A 17,917-nucleotide genomic window follows, 5' to 3' on the forward strand; every position below is an offset into this window, starting at 1 on the left:
GAGGGCGGAGGGTCGAATGAGCGCTGTGTCTTCCCCGCAGTAGGAAGATCGGCGCCGGTCACCTATATCGGCTGCTTCATCTCCTCGGGCGCGCGAGCGACCATGCAGCCGGTCACCCTCTACACAACGGCCTGGTGCCCCTATTGCTCGGCGGCCAAGAGCCTGCTGCGCGACAAGGGCGTGGCCTTCACCGAGATCGACGTCGAGAAGACGGCGGGCGCCCGGGCAGCGATGGTCCAGCGGGCCGGCGGGCGCACGAGCGTGCCGCAGATCTTCGTCGGCGACCGCCATGTCGGCGGCTGCGACGACCTCTACGCCCTGGACCGGGCGGGCGGACTCGATCCGCTGCTCGCTGCATGAGCGACGGCACCCGCTTCATCGCCGCCTGTGTCCAGATGCGGGGTGGGCGCGATCCTGCCGCCAACCGCGCTGCAGCCGTGATGGCCGTGCGCGAGGCGGCGCGGGCGGGCGCGGCCTATGTCCAGACACCCGAGACCACCTCGCTGATTGAGCGCGATCGGACCGCCCTGTTCGCCCATGTCGGGCCGCAGGATCAGGACGCGACGCTCGCCGCGCTGCGCGAGGTCGCGCGGACGGAGAAGATCGTCCTCCAGATCGGGTCGCTGGCGATCCGCGAAGGGGACAAAATCGCCAACCGCGCCTTCCTAATCGATGCCGAGGGCGAGATCCGGGCGGCCTACGACAAGCTGCATCTCTACGACGTCGATCTGCCGAACGGCGAGAGCTGGCGCGAATCGGCAACCTATTCCGGCGGTGCCTGCGCCGTCGTGGCGGAGACGCCGCTCGCCGCCTTCGGCATCACCATCTGCTACGATCTGCGCTTCCCCGCGCTCTACCGGGCCCTGGCCGAGGCGGGCGCCACGGTCCTGACGGCCCCGGCCTGCTTCACGCGGCAGACGGGCGAGGCGCATTGGCACGTGCTCCAGCGGGCCCGCGCCATCGAGACCGGGTCGTTCATGATCTCGGCGGCGCAGGGCGGGCGACACGAGGACGGGCGCGAGACCTTCGGCCATTCTCTCATCATCGATCCCTGGGGCGTGATCCTGGCCGAGGCCGAGGGCGACGCGCCGGGTGTGATCCTCGCCGAGATCGATCTTGCCCGCGTCGCCGAGGCGCGCGCGCGCATCCCCACCCTGTCGCACGCACGCCCCTTCGACGTGCGCCGCGTCTGACCTCCCGTCACCTCTCGCCTGCGGACGCGGCCCCGAGCCGGGACCCGAGGCCCATGCCCCATGATCCGCTTCACCCTCGTCTGCGATTCCGGTCACGACTTCGAGAGCTGGTTCCCCTCAGGCTCGGCCTATGACGAGCAGGCCGCCCGCGGGCTCGTGACGTGCCCGTTCTGCAACTCGGCGAAGGTGACCAAGGCGCCGATGGCCCCGGCGGTGGCGCGCACCGACCGCGAGCGCCGGCCCGCCGCCGGGCCCCCCGGCGCGGCCGGCCTCCCGGCAGTCCCGAGCCCGCCGCCCACCGCGCCCGTGCCGATGATCGCCGAGCCGGAGCGACGCCTGCGCGCCCTGCTCAACGCGATGCGCGAGCAGGTGGTCGCGAGCGCCGAGCATGTCGGCGACCGCTTCGCCGAGGAGGCGCGGGCGATCCATTACGGCGATGCCGAAGGGCGGCCGATCTACGGCGAGGCGACCCTGAACGAGGCGCAGGAGCTTGCCGAGGAGGGCATCCCGGTCATGCCGCTGCCGCCCGCGCCGGACGACCGGCATTGACTCCTGCCCGGCCCGCCGGGCCGGGCTACAAACCCCGCTCGCGCCGCAACCGCACGATCGCGCGGTCGAGGGCGCCGAGGAAGGCCGAGCGATCGCTCTTGGAGAACGGCTTCGGGCCGCCGGTGATGGCGCCGGCCTCGCGCAATTCCTGCATCAGATTGCGGGTGGCGAGGGCCATGCCGACGGAGGCATCGGTGAAGGCCTTGCCCGTCGGACTCAGGGCCACCGCACCGGCCTTCACGCAGCGGCTCGCCAGCGGCACGTCGGCGGTGATGACGACGGCGCCGGGGCTCGCCCGCTCGGCGATCCAGTCATCGGCGGCATCGAATTTGTCCCCGACGACGACACGCTCGATCCAGGGCTCGCGCGGCAGGTTCAGGAAGGCGTTCGCAACGACGAAGACATGAAGCCCGTAGCGCGCCGCCACGCGAAAAACCTCGTCCTTCACCGGGCAGGCATCGGCATCGACGTAGATGCGGATCGGGTCGGGCGTCGTCATGCCGCTCGCCTCGCGGACAGGACGATGCGGGCCGCCGCCCGGCTCGGCTCCTCGTCGCCGGGCAGACGCATCCTGTCGTCGATGCGGCCGAGGGCGTCGAGCTGGGTCCGGCGGGCCGGGCCGCCGGCCATGAGCGGCGCCAAGGTATCGGCCAGACGCTCGGGGGTGCAGTCGGCCTGCACGTATTCCGGCATGGCGTTTTCCGAGAGGATCAGGTTCGGCAGGACGATGGTCGGCACTTGGATCAGGCGGCGCGCGATCACCTCCTCGACCCGCGAGACCTTGTAGGCCACCACCATCGGCACGCCGGAGAGGGCGAGTTCGAGGGTCACCGTGCCCGAGGCCGCTAGCGCCGCCCGCGCCCGGCGGAAGGTCGCGTGCTTGGCGGGCTCGCCGTGGACAATGCGGGGCTGGCGCTCCCAGGCGACCGCGAGCCGCTCGATCAGCGCCCGGTGGCGGCTCACCGCCGGCAGCTCGATCTCGAACGGGCCAACCCGCCGGACCAGCTCGGCGGTCGCACGGCCGAAGACCGGCATCAGCCGCTCGATCTCGGAGCGGCGCGAGCCCGGCAGCACGGCCAGCACCGGCGGGCGCCCGTCGCGGATCGCCTGCTCCTCGGTGGAGGGGCGCAGGTCCGAAAGGCGCTCGATCAACGGATGGCCGACATAAGTGCAGGGCGGGCCGCCGAGGCGGCGATGCGCCTCCGGCTCGAACGGCAGCAGGGCGAGCACGTGATCGATGAAGGGCACCATGCCCTTGGCCCGCCACGGCCGCCATGCCCAGACGCTCGGCGAGACGTAATCCACGATCGGCAGGCCGGGCAGCCGCTTGCGCACGCGGGTCGCGACCGCGTGGGTGAAGCCGGGGCTGTCGATGATGACGAGAACGTCGGGCCGGGCTGCCACGATGTCCTCGACCGTCTCGCGGATGCGCCGCAGCAGGGTGCGGGCACGGGCCAGCACCGGCAGGTAGCCCATCACCGCCACGTCGTCGATCGGAAAGAGCGATCCGAATCCTTCCGCCGCCATGGCCTCGCCGCCGACGCCGCCCAGCGTCAGGGGCGCGGGCGAGAGGCCGCGCAGGGCCCGGATCAGCTTGGCGCCGAGCTGGTCGCCGGAATCCTCGCCCGCCACCAGCCAGATTTTTTGGTGGGGGTTCACGGCGTCACCTCCAGGCCGATCAGGAAGAGACCGGCCGCATCCGCGGCCGCCACCGTCTCCTCCGAATCGATCACCAAGGTGTAGCCGGCGCCGATGGCGATGCCGACGCAGCCCGCCGCGGCCGCCCGATGCACCGTGCGCGGTCCGATCGCCGGCAGATCGATGCGCAGGTCCTGGCCGAGCTTAGGCAGCTTGACCAGGACCGCGCCCTTGGGCGGACGACCGTAGCCGAGCGGCCTGCGGTTGAGCGCGCGGGCGCGGATCAGCATCCGGTCGGTGCCCTCGGGGCCCTCGACGGCGACGACCCGCTCGGCGGCGACCACCGCCGCCTGCCCGACATCGAACGGGCTCAGCGCCCCGAGCATGGCCCGGCCGGTGGCGATCGACAGCGATGCATCCGGGTCGGGAGCGTGCCGGCCGAGGCGGCCGGGCCGGCCGAGCAGGTCGGGGGCGACCTCGTGGACGCCGAGCACCCGGTGGCCGTTCTCTTCGAGGAGCGACAGCACGGCGCGCAGCAGCCGGTCGTCACCGCCCGCGAGCCCCCGCAGGATGTCCCGGTTCTTCACGGCATGGGCGGCGTTCAGCAAGGCCGCCGGACTCGGGCGGGCCACGCCGCCCGCCGGCACCACGGCCTCCGGGGCCCAGTCCTTCAGGATGCGCAGGGTGCCCGGAATGTCGAGGAGATCGACCACCGCGTCGGCCCGGCGCCGCATCGACCGCTCGGTGAAGCCGCGCACGGCGAGCACCCGGAACGGCCGGCCCGCCCGCTCCAGGGACGCGGCGACGAGATCCGGCAGGCGACCGGCCCCGGCCACCAGCGCGAGCGGTCGGGCCGTCCCCTGCATGGCGGAGTCAGCGTGCCGCATCGGCATTGCCCGAAAGCCGGTGCCCACGGTCCGGGCCGATGCCCTAGACCGCCGCAGCGACGGCGCGGGGCGTGCAGATCGAGCGCTTGCCGCCCTCGCGGATGAAGGACAGGATCTCGTGGATCGCCGGATGGGTGTCGAACTCGGCGGCCACGTCCTCCACGCGCTCCATCAGCGTGCCCTCCTGGGCGAAGAGCAGCCGGTAGGCGCGGCGCAGGGCATGGATGTCCTCGCGGGAGAAGCCGCGCCGCTGGAGGCCGATGATGTTGAGGCCCGAGAGATAGGCGCGGTTGCCCAGCACCATCCCGTAGGGGATGCAGTCGTTCTCCAGGCCCGACAGCCCGCCGACGAAGGCGTGGTCGCCGACGCGGGCGAACTGGATCACCGCCGCGCCCCCACCCAGGATCGCGTAGTTGCCGACCGTGCAATGGCCGGCCAGCATCACGTTGTTGGAGAAGATGACGTGGTCGCCGACGCGGCAATCATGGCCGACATGGCTGTTGGCCAGGAAGGCGCAGTGATTGCCGACCGTGGTCTCCAGCCCGCCCCCCGCGGTGCCGGGGTTCATGGTGACACCCTCGCGGATCAGGCAATCGGAGCCGACGGCGAGCGTCGAGGGTTCGCCGCGATATTTCAGGTCCTGCGGCGGGTGACCGATCGAGGCGAACGGGTAGATCTTCGTCCGCGCGCCGATCGTCGTGCGCCCCGCGACGACCACGTGGCTGATCAGTTCGCAGCCATCGCCGAGCGTCACCTCGGGGCCGACATGGCAGAACGGCCCGATCCGCACGCCCTCGCCGAGGCGGGCGCCGTCCTCGATCACGCTGCTCGGGTGGATGCCGTCTCGCGAAGGGCTCACCAAGGCGCTCACTCCGTCACCAGCATGGCGCCGATCTCGGCCTCGGCGACGAGGATACCGTCGACGCGGGCCTCGCCCCGGAACCACCACATCGTCTTGCGCTGCTTCATTTTGGTCATGTGCAGCCGCACCTGGTCGCCGGGGACGACGGGCTTGCGGAACTTGCACTTGTCGATGGTCATGAAGAAGACCTGCTTGGTCTTCAGCTCCGCCGCGCGGTCGCCGATGATGTGGCGGCAGCAGATCGCGCCCGCGGTCTGGGCCATGGCCTCGATCAGCAGGACGCCGGGGAAGACCGGCATGCCCGGAAAGTGTCCGGTGAATTGCGGCTCGTTGGCGGTGACGTTCTTGATGCCGATGCAGCTCTCGTCGCGATCGATCTCGATGATCTTGTCGATCATCAGGAACGGGTAGCGGTGGGGCAGCAGCTCCAGAACCTTCTGGATATCGGCCGATCCCAACTCCCGCGGCGCTTCGCTCATCGGTCTCAACGCTCCCCGCTCAACGATACTGTGCGCGGCCGTTGCCGCTCGATCCGGCGACCCTGCCCGGTGAGGGCGCCTCATCGGCAGAAAATCGGGCGGATGCAAGACTTTTGGACCGATTCGACCTTTCGCGCCCCGGTGGACGCGCGGCGGACCCCGCAAACGATGCCGTTGGCGAACGCATCGGGGCGGCCACGCCCGCCCGCCGTCGCCCTCGAAGACGCTGCCCGGACAGTATGCAAACCCCCTGTACTCGACATCGCATCCTTAAGGCCAAGCTTTCAGCTACGTACATTGCCGCAAGTGCTGGCGAAAATCATTCCATGGCTACTGAGTTTTTTCGGAGAACCGTTTCGACACTTGCCGCGTTTGATGGCGTCTTTCGAATTCGGAGGTTACGCCAATGAGAACGGTTGCACTTGGTCTTGCTGCGTTGCTGATGAGCACTTCGGTCTACGCGCAGGGCGCGGCCGGTGCGGGCGAGCGCGGCGGCATGCAGGCGGGCAGCGAGCGGGGCGCGTCCTCAGGCGGCATGCAGAACCGCGGCGGCGACACCCAAACCCGTGGCGGCGACATGCAAGCCCGCGGCAGCGATGCCATGTCCGGCAAGGAGATGGGCAAAGGCGCCGACAGGGCCGGACGGGGCGAGACGGCCGGCCGTGAGTCGGGCAAGGATGACAGCAAGGGCGCGATGGCCCGCGACGGTCGCGGCGAGCGCGGCATGGACGGGCGCGCCGGACGCGACACGGCCGAGCGGGGGGATCGCGGCGAGCGGATGCGGGGCGAGTCCCGCAGTGAGCGCACCAACCTGCGCGACAGCGACCGCAGCCGGGTCAGCAGCCGCACCGACGTGCGCTCGACCTCGACCACGGTCGATGGCGGCTACCGCCGCGAGGGTCGCTACGTGTTCATCGGCGGCCAGCGCGTCGTCTACGGCTCGCCCGAGTATCGTCGCCTGATCGTCACTGAGCGCCGGTCGAGCGGTCCGCGCCGCTACGTCACCATCCGCGGCCAGCGGGTGATCTACGGCTCGCCGGAATACCGCCGTCTCGTCAGCGTCAGCGAAGAGCGCCGTTACGTGACGATCCGCGGCCAGCGCGTCCTCTACGGTTCGCCGGAATACCGCCGTCTCTCCACCACCGTCTCGACCACCGAGCGGAGCGGCGGGGCGATCAATGCTGGCTACAGCGAGAGCCGTTCCAGCCGCACGGACGTGCGCAGCTCCAGCCGTTCCGAGACCCGCGGGGCGGAGCGCAACGAGCGCAACGAGATGCGCGGCAACGAGCAGGCGCGCAACAAGGCGACGGGCGAGGCCCGGGGCGAGAACAAGGGCATGGAGCGCGACGGCATGCGCAATGCCGGCATGCGCGGTGGCGAGTCGGGCGATCGCGGCGGCAACAACATCCGCAACGCCTCGGACAAGGGCGGAGCCGACCGGGGTGCCGACCGCGGTTCGATGGGCGGCAACATGCGCGGGGGTGAGGCCGGCGGCATGAAGAGCGGCGGCTCGACGGGTGGCTCGGAAGCCGGCCGCGGCGGCGCTGGCGGCCGGTAACACGGGCCCTCACGGTCGCGCCCCTCCGAAAGGTTGGGGCGCGGCGTCCACCACTCTTCGTGATGTCGGCCCTCATCCGTTCCGGGTGGGGGCCGATCCCGTTTTCAGGTCTTGAGCACGGGTTCGGTCACCGCGCCGGCGCCGCGCTCGGCGAGATAGTGCGGTTGGAACAGGCACATGCGCACCGCGTCGCGGTAGCGGCCGTTCACGAAGAACTCGTCCCTGAGGATGCCCTCCGGACGGAAGCCGCAGCTCTCGTAGATGCCGGCGGCGCGCTTGTTGTCCTTGTCCACGTGCAGGTACAGCTTGTGGATGTTGAGCACCTTGAACGCGTAATCGATGGCGATGCGGGTGGCGCGCTTGGCGTAGCCCTTCCCCTGATGATCGGGGTGGATCGCGATCTGGAATTCGCAGCGCCGGTGCAGGTGGTTGATCTCGACGAGCTCGACCATCCCGGCGGGCTCGCCGCGCTCGGTGGCGATGATGAAGCGCCGTTCGGTCTGGTTGTGGATGTTGCGCTCGTAGAGCTGCGCCAATTCGGCGAAGGACTCGTAGGCCTCCTCGAACCAGTAGCGCATGATGCTGTCGTTGTTGTTGAGCTGATGCACGAAGAGGAGATCCTCGCGCTCCAGCGGTCTCAGCTTGATGGTCATGTCCGTGCTCGGCCGGGGCTGCTGCGGGAGCGTTCGCCCAGGCCTACTCCCACGGCGCCCACGACGGAATGATGAAAGCCGGCTTTGCTCCCGGAACCGGACGATGCCGGACATCGTGCCGGCAGCGGGCGCTGAGGCATTCCGCCTTCACGCGCCGCGCAGCGCCGCCTCCTCCGCCACGAGTGCCGCGACGTCGGCCTCGGTGATCGCGGCGAGACCGCAGGGCCGGCGCAGGGCACGGGTCGGCTCGCCCCAGCGCATGATCAGCACCACCGTCTCGACGCCGGGGCAGGTGGAATGGTTACAGGCGATCTCGTTGACCGAGAGCGCATCCTCCTCGGTCAGCCCGAGCGCCGGGGCGAGCAGCGCCTTGGCCCGCCGCGCCGCTTCGGCAAGCGCGGCGGAGCGGGCGCGCCAATCCTTGAGGCTGACGAAGCCCATCGAGCGTCAGGCGGCCTCCCGGCGCCAGGCCGGGAACGGGTCGGACAGGGTGCGGTAGGCCTCCGCGTCGAACCGGGCCTCTTCCGTCCCCACGAGGCAGGCATCCAGCGCCGATCGAATGGCCGCCTGATCCATCTCGCGGCCGATGAAGACGAGTTCCTGGCGCCGGTCGCCCCAATTGTCGGTCCACACCGAATGCAGCCGCTCGCGGAACACCTCCTCCTCGGGCCAGCGGCGGCGCGGCACCGCCGCCCACCAGAAGCCCATGGCGCCGACATGCGCCACCGCGCCGGCGAGGGAGAACTCGCCGACCCAGTCGGGCCGGGTGGCGAGCCAGAAATGGCCCTTCGCCCGGATCAGCCCCGGCCAGGTCGTGTCGACGAAGGCCTGGAACTTCGCGGGGTCGAAGGGCCGACGCGCCCGGTAGACGAAGGAGGTGATGCCGTATTCCTCGGTTTCCGGGACGTGCTCGTGTGCGCCGTAGAGTTCCTTGAACCAGAGCGGGTGCTCCTGGGCCTTCTCCTCGTCGAACAGGCCGGTATCGAGGATCGCCTCCGGCGGCACCCGGCCCTGCGTGGCCTCGACGATGCGGGCATCAGCGTTCAACGAGCGCACCACCGAGCGGACGAGGTCGCGCTGCGCGGGGCTCACATCCCCAGCCTTGTTGATCACGACGACATCGGCAAACTCGATCTGCTCGACGAGGAGATCCACCAGGGTCCGCGCATCGTCCTCGCCCGCGATCTCGCCGCGATCGCGCAGGAACGCGTTCGAGCCGTAATCCTTCAGGAGATTCATCGCGTCGACCACGGTGACCATCGTGTCGAGCCGGGCGACGTCGCTCAGTGCGCGGCCCGCCTCGTCGCGGAACGAGAAGGTCGAGGCCACGGGCAGCGGCTCGGCGATGCCGGTCCCCTCGATCAGGAGGTAATCGAAGCGGCCCTCACCGGCGAGGCGGCGCACCTCGGCCAAGAGATCGTCGCGCAGGGTGCAGCAGATGCAGCCGTTGGTCATCTCCACCAGCCGCTCGTCGGTGCGCGACAGGTTCGCGCCGCCGTCGCGGACGAGGTCGGCGTCGATATTCACCTCGCTCATGTCGTTGACGATCACCGCGACGCGGCGGCCCTCGCGGTTGTTGAGGACGTGGTTGAGCAGGGTCGTCTTTCCCGCGCCGAGGAAGCCGGACAGCACCGTGACGGGGAGGCGGGTGTCGGTCGAGGACATTGGAACTCCTGTGATATGTAACTTTATAACGTTTCATATCCTGGCCTCGTCAAGCCTCAAAAGCGCCCGTGGGCCGGGCAATCGGTCATCCGGCGCGGTCAGTGGCTGGTACGGACCCGGAAAGCGGTCGACTCACCGGCCGAGTCGCGAGAAAAGGCGCTTTCGCGCGGCCCTGCCGAAACCGGGAACGGGTGACGCGCGTACCCGTGAGCGGCCCCGGTGGCCGGCGGAGCGAGGAGGAACGGGGTGCGACCCTGGCGCGAGGGACCGGGCGACCGGCGCAGCTACCACCACGGCAACCTCAAGGAGGCGCTGATCGAGGCCGCGCGCCGCTTCATCGCCGAGCGCGGCATCGGTGGATTCACCCTGGTCGACGCCGCCCGTCTCGTCGGGGTGACGCCCGCTGCCCTGTACCGCCATTTCCGCGGGCGCGAGGCTCTGCTCGAAGAGGTCGCCGGCCGCGGCTTCTCCGACCTCGCCGAGCGTCTGGCGCGGGCGCTGGCCGGCCGGGGCACGCCGCTGGAGCGCTTCACCCGGATGGGCGAAGCCTATCTGGCCTTCGCCGAGGAGGAGCCGGGCTACTACGCGGCGATCTTCGAGGTGCGGGGTGCCGCCGCCCCGGCGCCCGCGCCCGACCGGCCGAACCCGTTCGACCTCCTGGTCGAGGCCCTGCGGGCGACCTTCCCCGAGGGGTTCAACGGCGTCGATCCGCGCTTCCTGGCACTCGAGGTCTGGGCGCTCTCCCACGGCATCGCCACCCTCTCGGCCGCCGGCCAATTGCCCAAGAGCGGACCGGACAAGTACGAGTTGCTGCGCGCGGGCGTGCTCGCTCTCGTGCATGGAGCCGGCGAAAGGGTGAAGCCCGCCCCTTGAAACCGCCGAGGCGGCCCCGCATGTGAATGTTGTTCACATTCACACCCCGGAGCCTTCAGCCGTGAACACGTCCTCTACGTCTCCCTGGTCCAGCGGCGCATCGCACCGCAATGGCCCGTTTCCGAAGCGCTCGATCGAGATCGGCGCGATCGTGGTGAGTTTCATCTATTTCTGGCCGGTCGCCGTCGCCTATGTGGCCTGGAAGATCGCGGGCTATCCCGCCCTCGATCAGATGCGGGAATTCGCCCGCAGCGGCGCCTGGAGCCTGGGCAGCACCAACGGTCAGTCGCGCTTTGCCCGCGCTTTCGAGGCGGCGAAGGGGGGCACCGGTTACCGTGCCCCCAGCGGCAACTGGGCCTTCGAAGAGTACCGCAAGGCCGAATTGGATCGGCTCGAGGCGCGCCGCCGGGCGCTCCAAGAGGAGAGCCAAGCCTTCGCCGACTTCGTCGAGGAGCTGAAGCGGGCCAAGGACCGCGAGCAGTTCGATGCGTTCATGGCCAAGCGCCGCTCCGAGGGCGGCGGCCCGACGATCGAGGCGTAACTCCCTCCATCGAGAGCATGGCCTTCGCGAAGGGCGCCCCGCCGGAACCGGCGGGGCGCCCTTCGCATGTCTGAAGCATTTTGCGTGCAGTGCAGCGATTCCCGGGCCATGCCCGGTTGTCGCGGGCCGGGACCGCCATAACTGCCGCTTCTGGGAACAAGCGTTGGCGCGGCGCCTTGTGAGACACGAGGACACGCCCGCCGGGCCGGATGACCTTTGACCTTCCAGCGGAGAGCGGTGGCCTGATGCGGCGCGCCCATGCGATGCGGTTCGGCAGCGAGCTTGCCGAGGACGGAGTGCGGTTCGCCCTCTGGGCCCCCACCGCGGACGACGTGACCCTCGTGGTCGACGGATCGGATCACCCGATTCCGGAGGCCGGCGAAGGCTGGCGTGTGGCGACGTTGCCCGGCGTGAAGCCCGGCGCCCGCTACGGCTTCCGGATCGGCGGCGATTTCGTCGTGCCCGACCCTGCCTCGCGCTTCCAGCCGGACGACGTCTCGGGCCTCTCCGAGGTGATCGACCCGAACGCCTTCGACTGGACCGATGCGGCGTGGACCGGGCGCCCCTGGGAGGAGGCCGTCGTCTACGAGGTGCATGTCGGCACCGCGACGCCGGAAGGCACCTATGCCGGCCTGGAGAAGCGCCTCGACGACTTGGCCGATCTCGGCATTACCGCCATCGAGTTGCTGCCGCTCGCCGACTTCAAGGGCACCCGCAATTGGGGCTACGACGGCGTGCTGCCCTACGCACCGGATTCCGTCTACGGACGCCCGGAGGATCTGAAGCGCCTGATCGACAGCGCCCACGCCAAGGGGCTGATGGTGCTGATCGATTGCGTCTACAACCATTTCGGTCCGGCCGGGAATTACCTTCATTCCTACGCCAAGACCTTCTTCACCGAGCGGCACCAGACCCCCTGGGGCGCCGGGATCAATTTCGACGGCAAGGAATCGGGCCGGATCGTTCGCGACTACTTCATCGAGAACGCGCTGTACTGGCTGGAGGAGTACCATTTCGACGGCATCCGCTTCGACGCGGTGCACGCCATCCTCGACGATTCCGAGAAGCACTTCCTGGCCGAGCTCGGCGAGACGATCCGGAAGACCTTCCCGGACCGGCATGTCCACCTGATCCTCGAGAACGAGGCGAACCAAGCCTCCTGGCTGGAGCGCGACGCGTCGGCCAAGCCGATCCTGCACAGCGCGCAATGGGCCGACGACCTGCATCACGGCTGGCACGTCCTGCTGACGGGTGAGGATGCGGGCTATTACGCGAGCTTCGCGGACAGGCCGCTGGAACACTTGGCCCGCAGCCTCGCCGAGGGCTTCGCCTATCAGGGCGAGCCATTCCCGACGCTCGACAACCATCCCCGCGGCGAACCCTCGGCGCATCTGCCGCCCTCGGCCTTCGTCACCTTCCTTCAGAACCACGATCAGGTCGGCAACCGGGCGCTGGGCGAGCGGCTGAACCACCTCGCCGATCCCGCGAGGCTGGCGCTGGCCCGGGCCGGGCTGCTGCTCGCGCCGCAGATCCCGATGCTGTGGATGGGCGAGGAATGGTCGGCCTCTGCGCCGTTCCTGTTCTTCGTCGATTTCGCGCCGGACGAAGAGCTGAACAAGGCGGTGCGCGAGGGGCGGCGGCGCGAGTTCAAGAGCTTCGCGGCGTTCGCCGACGACACCTCCGTGATCCCGGATCCCACCGAGGAGAAGACCTTCACGGATTCGAAGATCGACTGGGACGAGGCGGAACGCGAGCCGCATCGCGCGGTCTGGGCCGACACCCGCAATCTGCTCCAGATCCGCCACCAGAACGTCGTGCCGCTGACCAAGACCGCCTATCGCGGCGCGACCGCGACGTTGCCGGCACCGGGGGTGATCGACGTCGCGTGGCGCTACGCGGGCGGCACCCTGCGCTTCATCGCCAATTTCGGCGACGACGACCACGCCGTGACGTTCGCGGGCGAGCAGGTGATCTGGTCGAACGGCCTTTCGCGGCAATCCGGCCAGCTCCCATCCTGGACGGGCGTGTTCCTTCTCGGAGCGGCCCAGCGTGACTGATCAAGCGACAGAGAAGGTGGGCGTGTCCGACGTGAGTCTCCTCGAACAACTCGCCACCCTCGTCGGCATCGCCGACGGCTTCACCGACGCCTTCGGGCAACGGGTCGACACGCCGCTGGAGGTCCGCCGCGGGATGCTCGAAGCCCTCGGCTTCCCCGCGGGCGATGACGGCGCGATCGCGCGCAGCCTCGAAGCGGTGGAGGCGGTGCGCGCCGCCATCGCGCCGCCGCTGCTCGCGGCGGAGGCGCGCCGGACCCTGCGCGTGCCGCTTCGGATCGAGGCCACCGGCGGCACCGTGACGTGGCGCCTCGTGGACGAGCATGACCGTGCCCGCGAGGGCCGCGCGGCGCTGACGCCCGGCGCGGAGGGAATCGGCTTCGATCTCCCGCCGCTGACGCCCGGTTATCATCGTCTCACCGTGTCCTTCGGCGAGCGCAAGGCCAATACCTGGATCGTCTCGGCCCCGCAGCGCTGCTGGCGCCCGCGCGCCTATGCCGAGGACGGGGCCCGCGACTGGGGCCTCGCGACCCAGCTCTACGGCCTTCGCTCGCCCGACAATCTCGGCATCGGCACGTACGCCGATGCCGGGCGCGCCGCCCGGGACGCGGGCCTGCGCGGGGCCTCGTTCCTGGGTCTGAGCCCGGCCCACGCGCTGTTTCCGTCGGATCGCGGCAAGATCTCCCCGTATTCGCCGTCCTCGCGGCTGTTCCTGGAGACGCTCTATATCGAGCCCGGCGTCCTGCCGGGTTTCGCCGGGAGCCGCGCCAGCACCCTGCTCGAGAGCCACCGCTCCCGGATCGAGACCCTGCGCGACACCGCCCTCGTCGATCATGCCGGCGTCTGGGAGGTGCTGGCCCCCATCCTCGAGACCTACTGGGAGGATTCGGACGCCCGGCGCGGCGCGGATCCCGACTTCGCCGCCTTCCGCAGCGAGGGCGGCGAGGACCTCGAATCGCACGCGACCTTCGACGCCCTGTCCGAACATTTCCGCCAGAACGGCGCCCACTGGCTCGGCGACTGGCCGGAGCCGTTCCGCCGCGCGGGGACGGAAGCCGTCACGGCCTTCGCCGCGGAGAACGCCGACCGGATCGGCTACCATGTCTTCCTGCAATACCTCGCCGACAGCCAGCTGAAGGCGGCCTCCGAACTCGCGCTGGCGACCGGCATGCGGCTCGGCCTCTACCGCGACCTCGCCGTCGGCGCGGATCGCGGCGGCTCCGAGATCTGGTCTCACCCTGAGCGCTTCGCCAACGGCGTGTCGATCGGCGCCCCGCCGGATCTGCTGGCGCCCAAGGGGCAGGATTGGGGCCTGCCCGCCTTCGATCCGCTGGAGATGGAGCGCGACGGCCTCAAGGCGTTCCGTGCGCTGGTGAAGGCCAATATGCGCCATGCCGGCGCCATCCGCATCGACCACGCCTTCCAGCTCGCCCGCCTGTTCCTGATCCCGCTCGGCAAATCGGCCCGTGAAGGCGCCTACGTCCTGATGCCGTTCGAGCCGATGCTCGCCGTCCTGCGGCTGGAGAGCCACCGCGCCAAGTGCCTCGTCATCGCCGAGGATCTCGGCACGGCGCCCGAGGGCTTCTCCGACGCCCTGATGGCGTCCGGCATCCTCAGCTATCGCATCCTCGCCTTCGAGCGCGAGCATGGCGGCGCCTTCAAGAGCCCGGACGCCTACCCGAAGGACGCGCTCACCGCGATCACCACCCACGACCTGCCGACCTTCGTCGGCTGGTGGCGCGGCGTCGACACCGATACGCGCCAGTCGCTCGGCCTCTACGACGCCGAACGGGCCGAGGCCGAGCGCGTCGAGCGCGTCACCGAGCGTTGGCGCCTCGCGGAGGCCCTGGCCTCGCAGCAGCTTCTCCCCAGCGCCGAGCCGCCGGAGCACGCTCCCTTCGAGGCCGCCGCGCGCTACCTTGCCCGCGCGCCCTCGATCCTCACCGCCGTCCAGTACGAGGACGTGGTCGGGGAATTGTCCCAGGCCAACGTGCCGGGCTCGACCGAGGGTTACCCGAACTGGCGGCGCAAGCTCGACCGGAATCTGGAGGCCATCGCCGCGCCGGGCGGGCCGCTCGCCAAGCTGGCCGCCGCCCTCTCCGCCGAGGAACGGGGCCCCCGCTCGGGCGCCGCACGGCTCAGTTCGGCCCCGCCGCGGGCGACCTACCGCCTGCAATTCCACGAGGGCTTCACCTTCGCGGACGCGGAAAAGATCGTCCCCTATCTCGCCAAGCTCGGGGTCAGCCACGTCTACGCCTCGCCGCTCCAGAGGGCGCGGCCCGGCTCGACCCACGGCTACGACATCGTCGACCATTCGCAGATCAACCCGGAGATCGGCGGCGAAGAGGGATTCCGGAGCTTCACCGACGCCCTGCACGCGCACGGCCTCAAGCTCCTGCTCGACATCGTGCCGAACCACATGGGCGTCGGCGGGGCGGACAATCCCTGGTGGCTGTCGGTCCTCGAATGGGGCGGCCTGTCGCCGGATGCCAACGCCTACGACATCGATTGGGAGCGCCTCGGCGCCAACGGCAAGCTCGTCATTCCCTTCCTCGGCGAACGCTACGGCGAGGCGCTGGAGAAGGGCACGCTGGAACTGAAGTTCGACGAAGCGGCCGGCGCCTTCAGCGTCTGGCACTACGAGCATCAATTCCCGATCTGCCCGCTCCACTATCCGACGATTCTCAACCGGGCGCTCGCCGCGCTCGGCGAGATCGGCGACGACATGTCGGCGGACGTGCTCAAGATCTCCGAGCAGCTGCGCGCCATGGGGGAGGAGACGCACCCCGAGCGCCGCCGCGCCCTGCCCGAGGCGGCCGAGGCGCTCAAGCGCGACCTCGCCGGGGCCGTGCGCGCCTCGCCGCAGATCGCCGCGGCGATCGACCGGGCGCTGCACCTGCTCAACGGCAACCGCGACTATCCGGATTCCTTCGGGCCGCTGCATCGGCTGCTCGAGCAGCAGAGCTACCGACTGGCCCATTGGCGGATCGCGTCGAGCGACATCAACTACCGCCGCTTCTTCGACGTGAACTCGCTGGCCGGCCTGCGCGTCGAGCTGTCGGACGTCTTCCAGAAGTCGCACGAACTGCTGTTCCGCCTGATCCGCGAGGACCGCATCGACGGCCTGCGCATCGATCACATCGACGGGCTGGCCGATCCGCTCGGCTATGCCCGCGCGCTCCAGGCGGCGGTGGGCCCCGGCTTCTACATCGTGGTCGAGAAGATCCTGGAACCCGGCGAGAAGCTGCGGGACTGGCCGGTCGCCGGAACCACCGGCTACGACGTTCTGAACCAGCTCGACGGCATCCTCGTCGATCAGAAACTGCGATCGCGGATCGAGAAGTTCTACGCCTGGGCGACGGAGGTGGACGAGCCCTACGGCTTCCAGTTCCGCGCCGCCAAGGCCGAGATCCTCGAGATCAGCTTCGCCTCCGAACTGGAGGTGATGACCGGCGACCTCAAGCAGATCGCCGATGCGGACCGGCGCACCCGCGACTTCTCGACCAACGCCATCCGCCGGGCGCTGATTGAGATCGTGGCGCGCTTCCCCGTCTACCGCTCGTATCTGCCGGGGGATCTCGACGAGACCGAAGTCGAGGACGAGGATGTGGCCCTGATCGAGGGCGCCGTGCGCAAGGCCAAGCGCTGGAGCGCCCTGCCGGACCGCTCGGTGCACGATTTCGCCGCGAATGCCCTGCTCGGCCGGATCGATGTCGGCGGCGCCGGCCAGCCGGACCCGGGCGTGGTCCTGCGCTTCCGCCGCCGCTTCCAGCAGCTCACCGGCCCGGTGATGGCCAAGAGCCTCGAAGACACCCTGTTCTACCGCTACGTGCCCCTGCTGGCGCTCAACGAGGTCGGGGGCGATCCCGGCGAGTACGGGATCGATCTGGAGCATTTCCACGCGCTCCAGACGGCGCGGGCGCGCGACTGGCCGAACGCGATGATCACCACGGCCACCCACGACACCAAGCGCGGCGAGGATGCCCGCTCGCGCCAGCTCGCCCTGTCGGAATTGCCGGAGGAGTGGGCCCGCGCCTGGGACACGTGGCGGCGCGCCTCCGCGCCCCACATCCGCCAGGTCGAGGGCGAGGCGGCGCCCGACGCCAACGACCAGTGGATGTTCCTCCAGGCGATCCTCGGCGCATGGCCCCTGGAACTCTTGGAGGGCGACGACGCGGGCGAGATCGAGGATTTCCGCAAGCGCCTCGACGCCTATGCCGAGAAGGCGCTCCGCGAGAGCAAGCGCCGGTCGAGCTGGGTCAACGTGGACGAGGCCTATGAGGGGGCGGTCCACGGGCTGTTCGCCGCGTTGGTGGCCCCAGGCTCGGACTGCCTCGCGCGGTTGCGGCCCTTCGCCCGCCGTCTGGCCTATCTCGGCATGATCGCGGGCCTCGGCCGCACGGTGCTCAAATGCACCCTGCCGGGCATCCCCGACACCTACCAGGGCACGGAGTTCTGGGACTTCTCGTTCGTCGATCCCGACAACCGACGGCTGGTCGATTATCCGGCCCGCGAACGGTCCCTGGAGGCGGGCACCGCGCCCGCCGCGCTGATGGCATCCTGGGCCGACGGCCGGGTCAAGCAGGCGACGCTGGCGCGGCTCCTCATCGACCGCGCCGCGCGGCCCGCCTTCTACGCCGATGCCGATTACCGGCCGCTCGCCGCCGAGGGTGAGCGCGCGGAGCACGTGATTGCCTTCACCCGCTCGGCGGCGACCTCCGGCGAGGACGACCTGATCGTGGCCGTGCCCCGCCTCGTCGCCCGGCTGACGCCGGAGGGGGCGTGGGACGGCAAGGCCTTCGCCGGAACGACGCTGACCGTGCCCGAGGGCAGCCGCTGGACCGACGTGATCGGCGGCGAGACCGTCGAGGCGGCCGACGGCCGGCTCGATCTCGGTCGGCACTTCGGGACGTTGCCCTATCTGGTGCTGCGACGGACCGCCTGACGGCCCGTCTCACGACTGAA

Annotated in this window: 16 protein-coding genes; 8 read left to right on the forward strand and 8 right to left on the reverse strand. The window is 70.1% G+C overall.

Features of this window, described 5'->3' with window-relative positions; translation table 11 throughout:
* The first annotated feature begins 102 nt into the window (after positions 1 to 102).
* The 3 genes from grxC to OWC43_RS09830 are packed head-to-tail and all read left to right on the forward strand — an operon-like array spanning position 103 to position 1,742.
* Entirely contained in the window at positions 103 to 360 is a 258-nt protein-coding gene (grxC, locus tag OWC43_RS09820) for a glutaredoxin 3 (RefSeq protein ID WP_091946073.1), read from the forward strand.
* On the forward strand, positions 357 to 1,193 hold the full coding sequence (locus tag OWC43_RS09825; RefSeq protein WP_393956511.1) for a carbon-nitrogen hydrolase family protein: 837 nt from the start codon (positions 357 to 359) through the stop codon (positions 1,191 to 1,193). The genes grxC and OWC43_RS09825 overlap by 4 nt, the downstream gene beginning before the upstream one ends.
* A gap of 60 nt (positions 1,194 to 1,253) precedes the next feature.
* Complete coding sequence (locus tag OWC43_RS09830; RefSeq protein WP_393956512.1) at positions 1,254 to 1,742, forward strand: DUF1178 family protein; 489 nt, start codon at positions 1,254 to 1,256, stop codon at positions 1,740 to 1,742.
* Positions 1,743 to 1,767: 25 nt separating this feature from the next.
* On the opposite strand, the gene OWC43_RS09835 is transcribed toward OWC43_RS09830, so the two are convergent.
* The 5 genes from OWC43_RS09835 to fabZ form a co-directional block, all read right to left on the reverse strand.
* The gene (locus OWC43_RS09835; RefSeq protein ID WP_137830634.1) at positions 1,768 to 2,241 is read right to left on the reverse strand and encodes a YaiI/YqxD family protein; all 474 of its coding nucleotides are present in this window, start codon (positions 2,239 to 2,241) and stop codon (positions 1,768 to 1,770) included.
* Positions 2,238 to 3,401 (reverse strand): lipid-A-disaccharide synthase, encoded by a 1,164-nt coding sequence (gene lpxB / locus OWC43_RS09840; RefSeq protein WP_393956513.1) that lies wholly within the window; start codon positions 3,399 to 3,401, stop codon positions 2,238 to 2,240. The genes OWC43_RS09835 and lpxB overlap by 4 nt, the downstream gene beginning before the upstream one ends.
* Positions 3,398 to 4,246, reverse strand: a complete 849-nt coding sequence (locus tag OWC43_RS09845) for an LpxI family protein (RefSeq protein WP_393958534.1) — start codon at positions 4,244 to 4,246, stop codon at positions 3,398 to 3,400. The genes lpxB and OWC43_RS09845 overlap by 4 nt, the downstream gene beginning before the upstream one ends.
* A 64-nt stretch (positions 4,247 to 4,310) precedes the next feature.
* On the reverse strand, positions 4,311 to 5,126 hold the full coding sequence (lpxA, locus tag OWC43_RS09850; RefSeq protein WP_393956514.1) for an acyl-ACP--UDP-N-acetylglucosamine O-acyltransferase: 816 nt from the start codon (positions 5,124 to 5,126) through the stop codon (positions 4,311 to 4,313).
* An 8-nt stretch (positions 5,127 to 5,134) separates the two neighbouring features.
* Complete coding sequence (gene fabZ, locus OWC43_RS09855; RefSeq protein WP_393956515.1) at positions 5,135 to 5,608, reverse strand: 3-hydroxyacyl-ACP dehydratase FabZ; 474 nt, start codon at positions 5,606 to 5,608, stop codon at positions 5,135 to 5,137.
* Between the two features lie 406 nt (positions 5,609 to 6,014).
* Between fabZ and OWC43_RS09860 the strand changes: the two genes are divergently transcribed.
* Positions 6,015 to 7,166 (forward strand): hypothetical protein, encoded by a 1,152-nt coding sequence (locus tag OWC43_RS09860; protein WP_393956516.1) that lies wholly within the window; start codon positions 6,015 to 6,017, stop codon positions 7,164 to 7,166.
* A gap of 104 nt (positions 7,167 to 7,270) precedes the next feature.
* Here OWC43_RS09860 and speG read toward each other — a convergent pair whose 3' ends face one another.
* The 3 genes from speG to zigA all read right to left on the reverse strand — a co-directional run bounded on the left by speG (position 7,271) and on the right by zigA (position 9,484).
* Positions 7,271 to 7,819 (reverse strand): spermidine N1-acetyltransferase, encoded by a 549-nt coding sequence (speG, locus tag OWC43_RS09865; RefSeq protein WP_137830639.1) that lies wholly within the window; start codon positions 7,817 to 7,819, stop codon positions 7,271 to 7,273.
* A gap of 147 nt (positions 7,820 to 7,966) precedes the next feature.
* Positions 7,967 to 8,260 (reverse strand): hypothetical protein, encoded by a 294-nt coding sequence (locus OWC43_RS09870; protein WP_137830640.1) that lies wholly within the window; start codon positions 8,258 to 8,260, stop codon positions 7,967 to 7,969.
* A 6-nt stretch (positions 8,261 to 8,266) separates the two neighbouring features.
* Entirely contained in the window at positions 8,267 to 9,484 is a 1,218-nt protein-coding gene (gene zigA / locus OWC43_RS09875; protein WP_393956517.1) for a zinc metallochaperone GTPase ZigA, read from the reverse strand.
* A 246-nt stretch (positions 9,485 to 9,730) separates the two neighbouring features.
* On the opposite strand from zigA, the gene OWC43_RS09880 reads away from it, so the two are divergent.
* The 4 genes from OWC43_RS09880 to OWC43_RS09895 all read left to right on the forward strand — a co-directional run bounded on the left by OWC43_RS09880 (position 9,731) and on the right by OWC43_RS09895 (position 17,897).
* Positions 9,731 to 10,357 (forward strand): TetR/AcrR family transcriptional regulator, encoded by a 627-nt coding sequence (locus OWC43_RS09880; RefSeq protein WP_393956518.1) that lies wholly within the window; start codon positions 9,731 to 9,733, stop codon positions 10,355 to 10,357.
* Between the two features lie 61 nt (positions 10,358 to 10,418).
* On the forward strand, positions 10,419 to 10,898 hold the full coding sequence (locus OWC43_RS09885; protein ID WP_137830643.1) for a DUF2852 domain-containing protein: 480 nt from the start codon (positions 10,419 to 10,421) through the stop codon (positions 10,896 to 10,898).
* 245 nt (positions 10,899 to 11,143) lie between these two features.
* Positions 11,144 to 12,955 carry a malto-oligosyltrehalose trehalohydrolase gene (treZ, locus tag OWC43_RS09890; protein WP_393956519.1) on the forward strand — a complete coding sequence of 604 codons (1,812 nt, stop codon included), beginning with the start codon at positions 11,144 to 11,146 and terminating at the stop codon, positions 12,953 to 12,955.
* Positions 12,956 to 12,971: 16 nt separating this feature from the next.
* Complete coding sequence (locus tag OWC43_RS09895; protein ID WP_393958535.1) at positions 12,972 to 17,897, forward strand: malto-oligosyltrehalose synthase; 4,926 nt, start codon at positions 12,972 to 12,974, stop codon at positions 17,895 to 17,897.
* Positions 17,898 to 17,917: the final 20 nt, after the last annotated feature.

The organism is Methylorubrum sp. POS3 (assembly GCF_043352485.1).
Taxonomy (GTDB): domain Bacteria; phylum Pseudomonadota; class Alphaproteobacteria; order Rhizobiales; family Beijerinckiaceae; genus Methylobacterium; species Methylobacterium suomiense.

Coding starts and splice junctions, on each gene's coding strand:
- OWC43_RS09860 (WP_393956516.1), top strand. CDS start 6,015: ATGAGAACGGTTGCACTTGGTCTTGCTGCGTTGCTGATGAGCACTTCG.
- fabZ (WP_393956515.1), bottom strand. CDS start 5,608: ATGAGCGAAGCGCCGCGGGAGTTGGGATCGGCCGATATCCAGAAGGTT.
- zigA (WP_393956517.1), bottom strand. CDS start 9,484: ATGTCCTCGACCGACACCCGCCTCCCCGTCACGGTGCTGTCCGGCTTC.
- OWC43_RS09845 (WP_393958534.1), bottom strand. CDS start 4,246: ATGCAGGGGACGGCCCGACCGCTCGCGCTGGTGGCCGGGGCCGGTCGC.
- OWC43_RS09830 (WP_393956512.1), top strand. CDS start 1,254: ATGATCCGCTTCACCCTCGTCTGCGATTCCGGTCACGACTTCGAGAGC.
- OWC43_RS09870 (WP_137830640.1), bottom strand. CDS start 8,260: ATGGGCTTCGTCAGCCTCAAGGATTGGCGCGCCCGCTCCGCCGCGCTT.
- OWC43_RS09825 (WP_393956511.1), top strand. CDS start 357: ATGAGCGACGGCACCCGCTTCATCGCCGCCTGTGTCCAGATGCGGGGT.
- grxC (WP_091946073.1), top strand. CDS start 103: ATGCAGCCGGTCACCCTCTACACAACGGCCTGGTGCCCCTATTGCTCG.
- OWC43_RS09835 (WP_137830634.1), bottom strand. CDS start 2,241: ATGACGACGCCCGACCCGATCCGCATCTACGTCGATGCCGATGCCTGC.
- speG (WP_137830639.1), bottom strand. CDS start 7,819: ATGACCATCAAGCTGAGACCGCTGGAGCGCGAGGATCTCCTCTTCGTG.
- treZ (WP_393956519.1), top strand. CDS start 11,144: ATGCGGCGCGCCCATGCGATGCGGTTCGGCAGCGAGCTTGCCGAGGAC.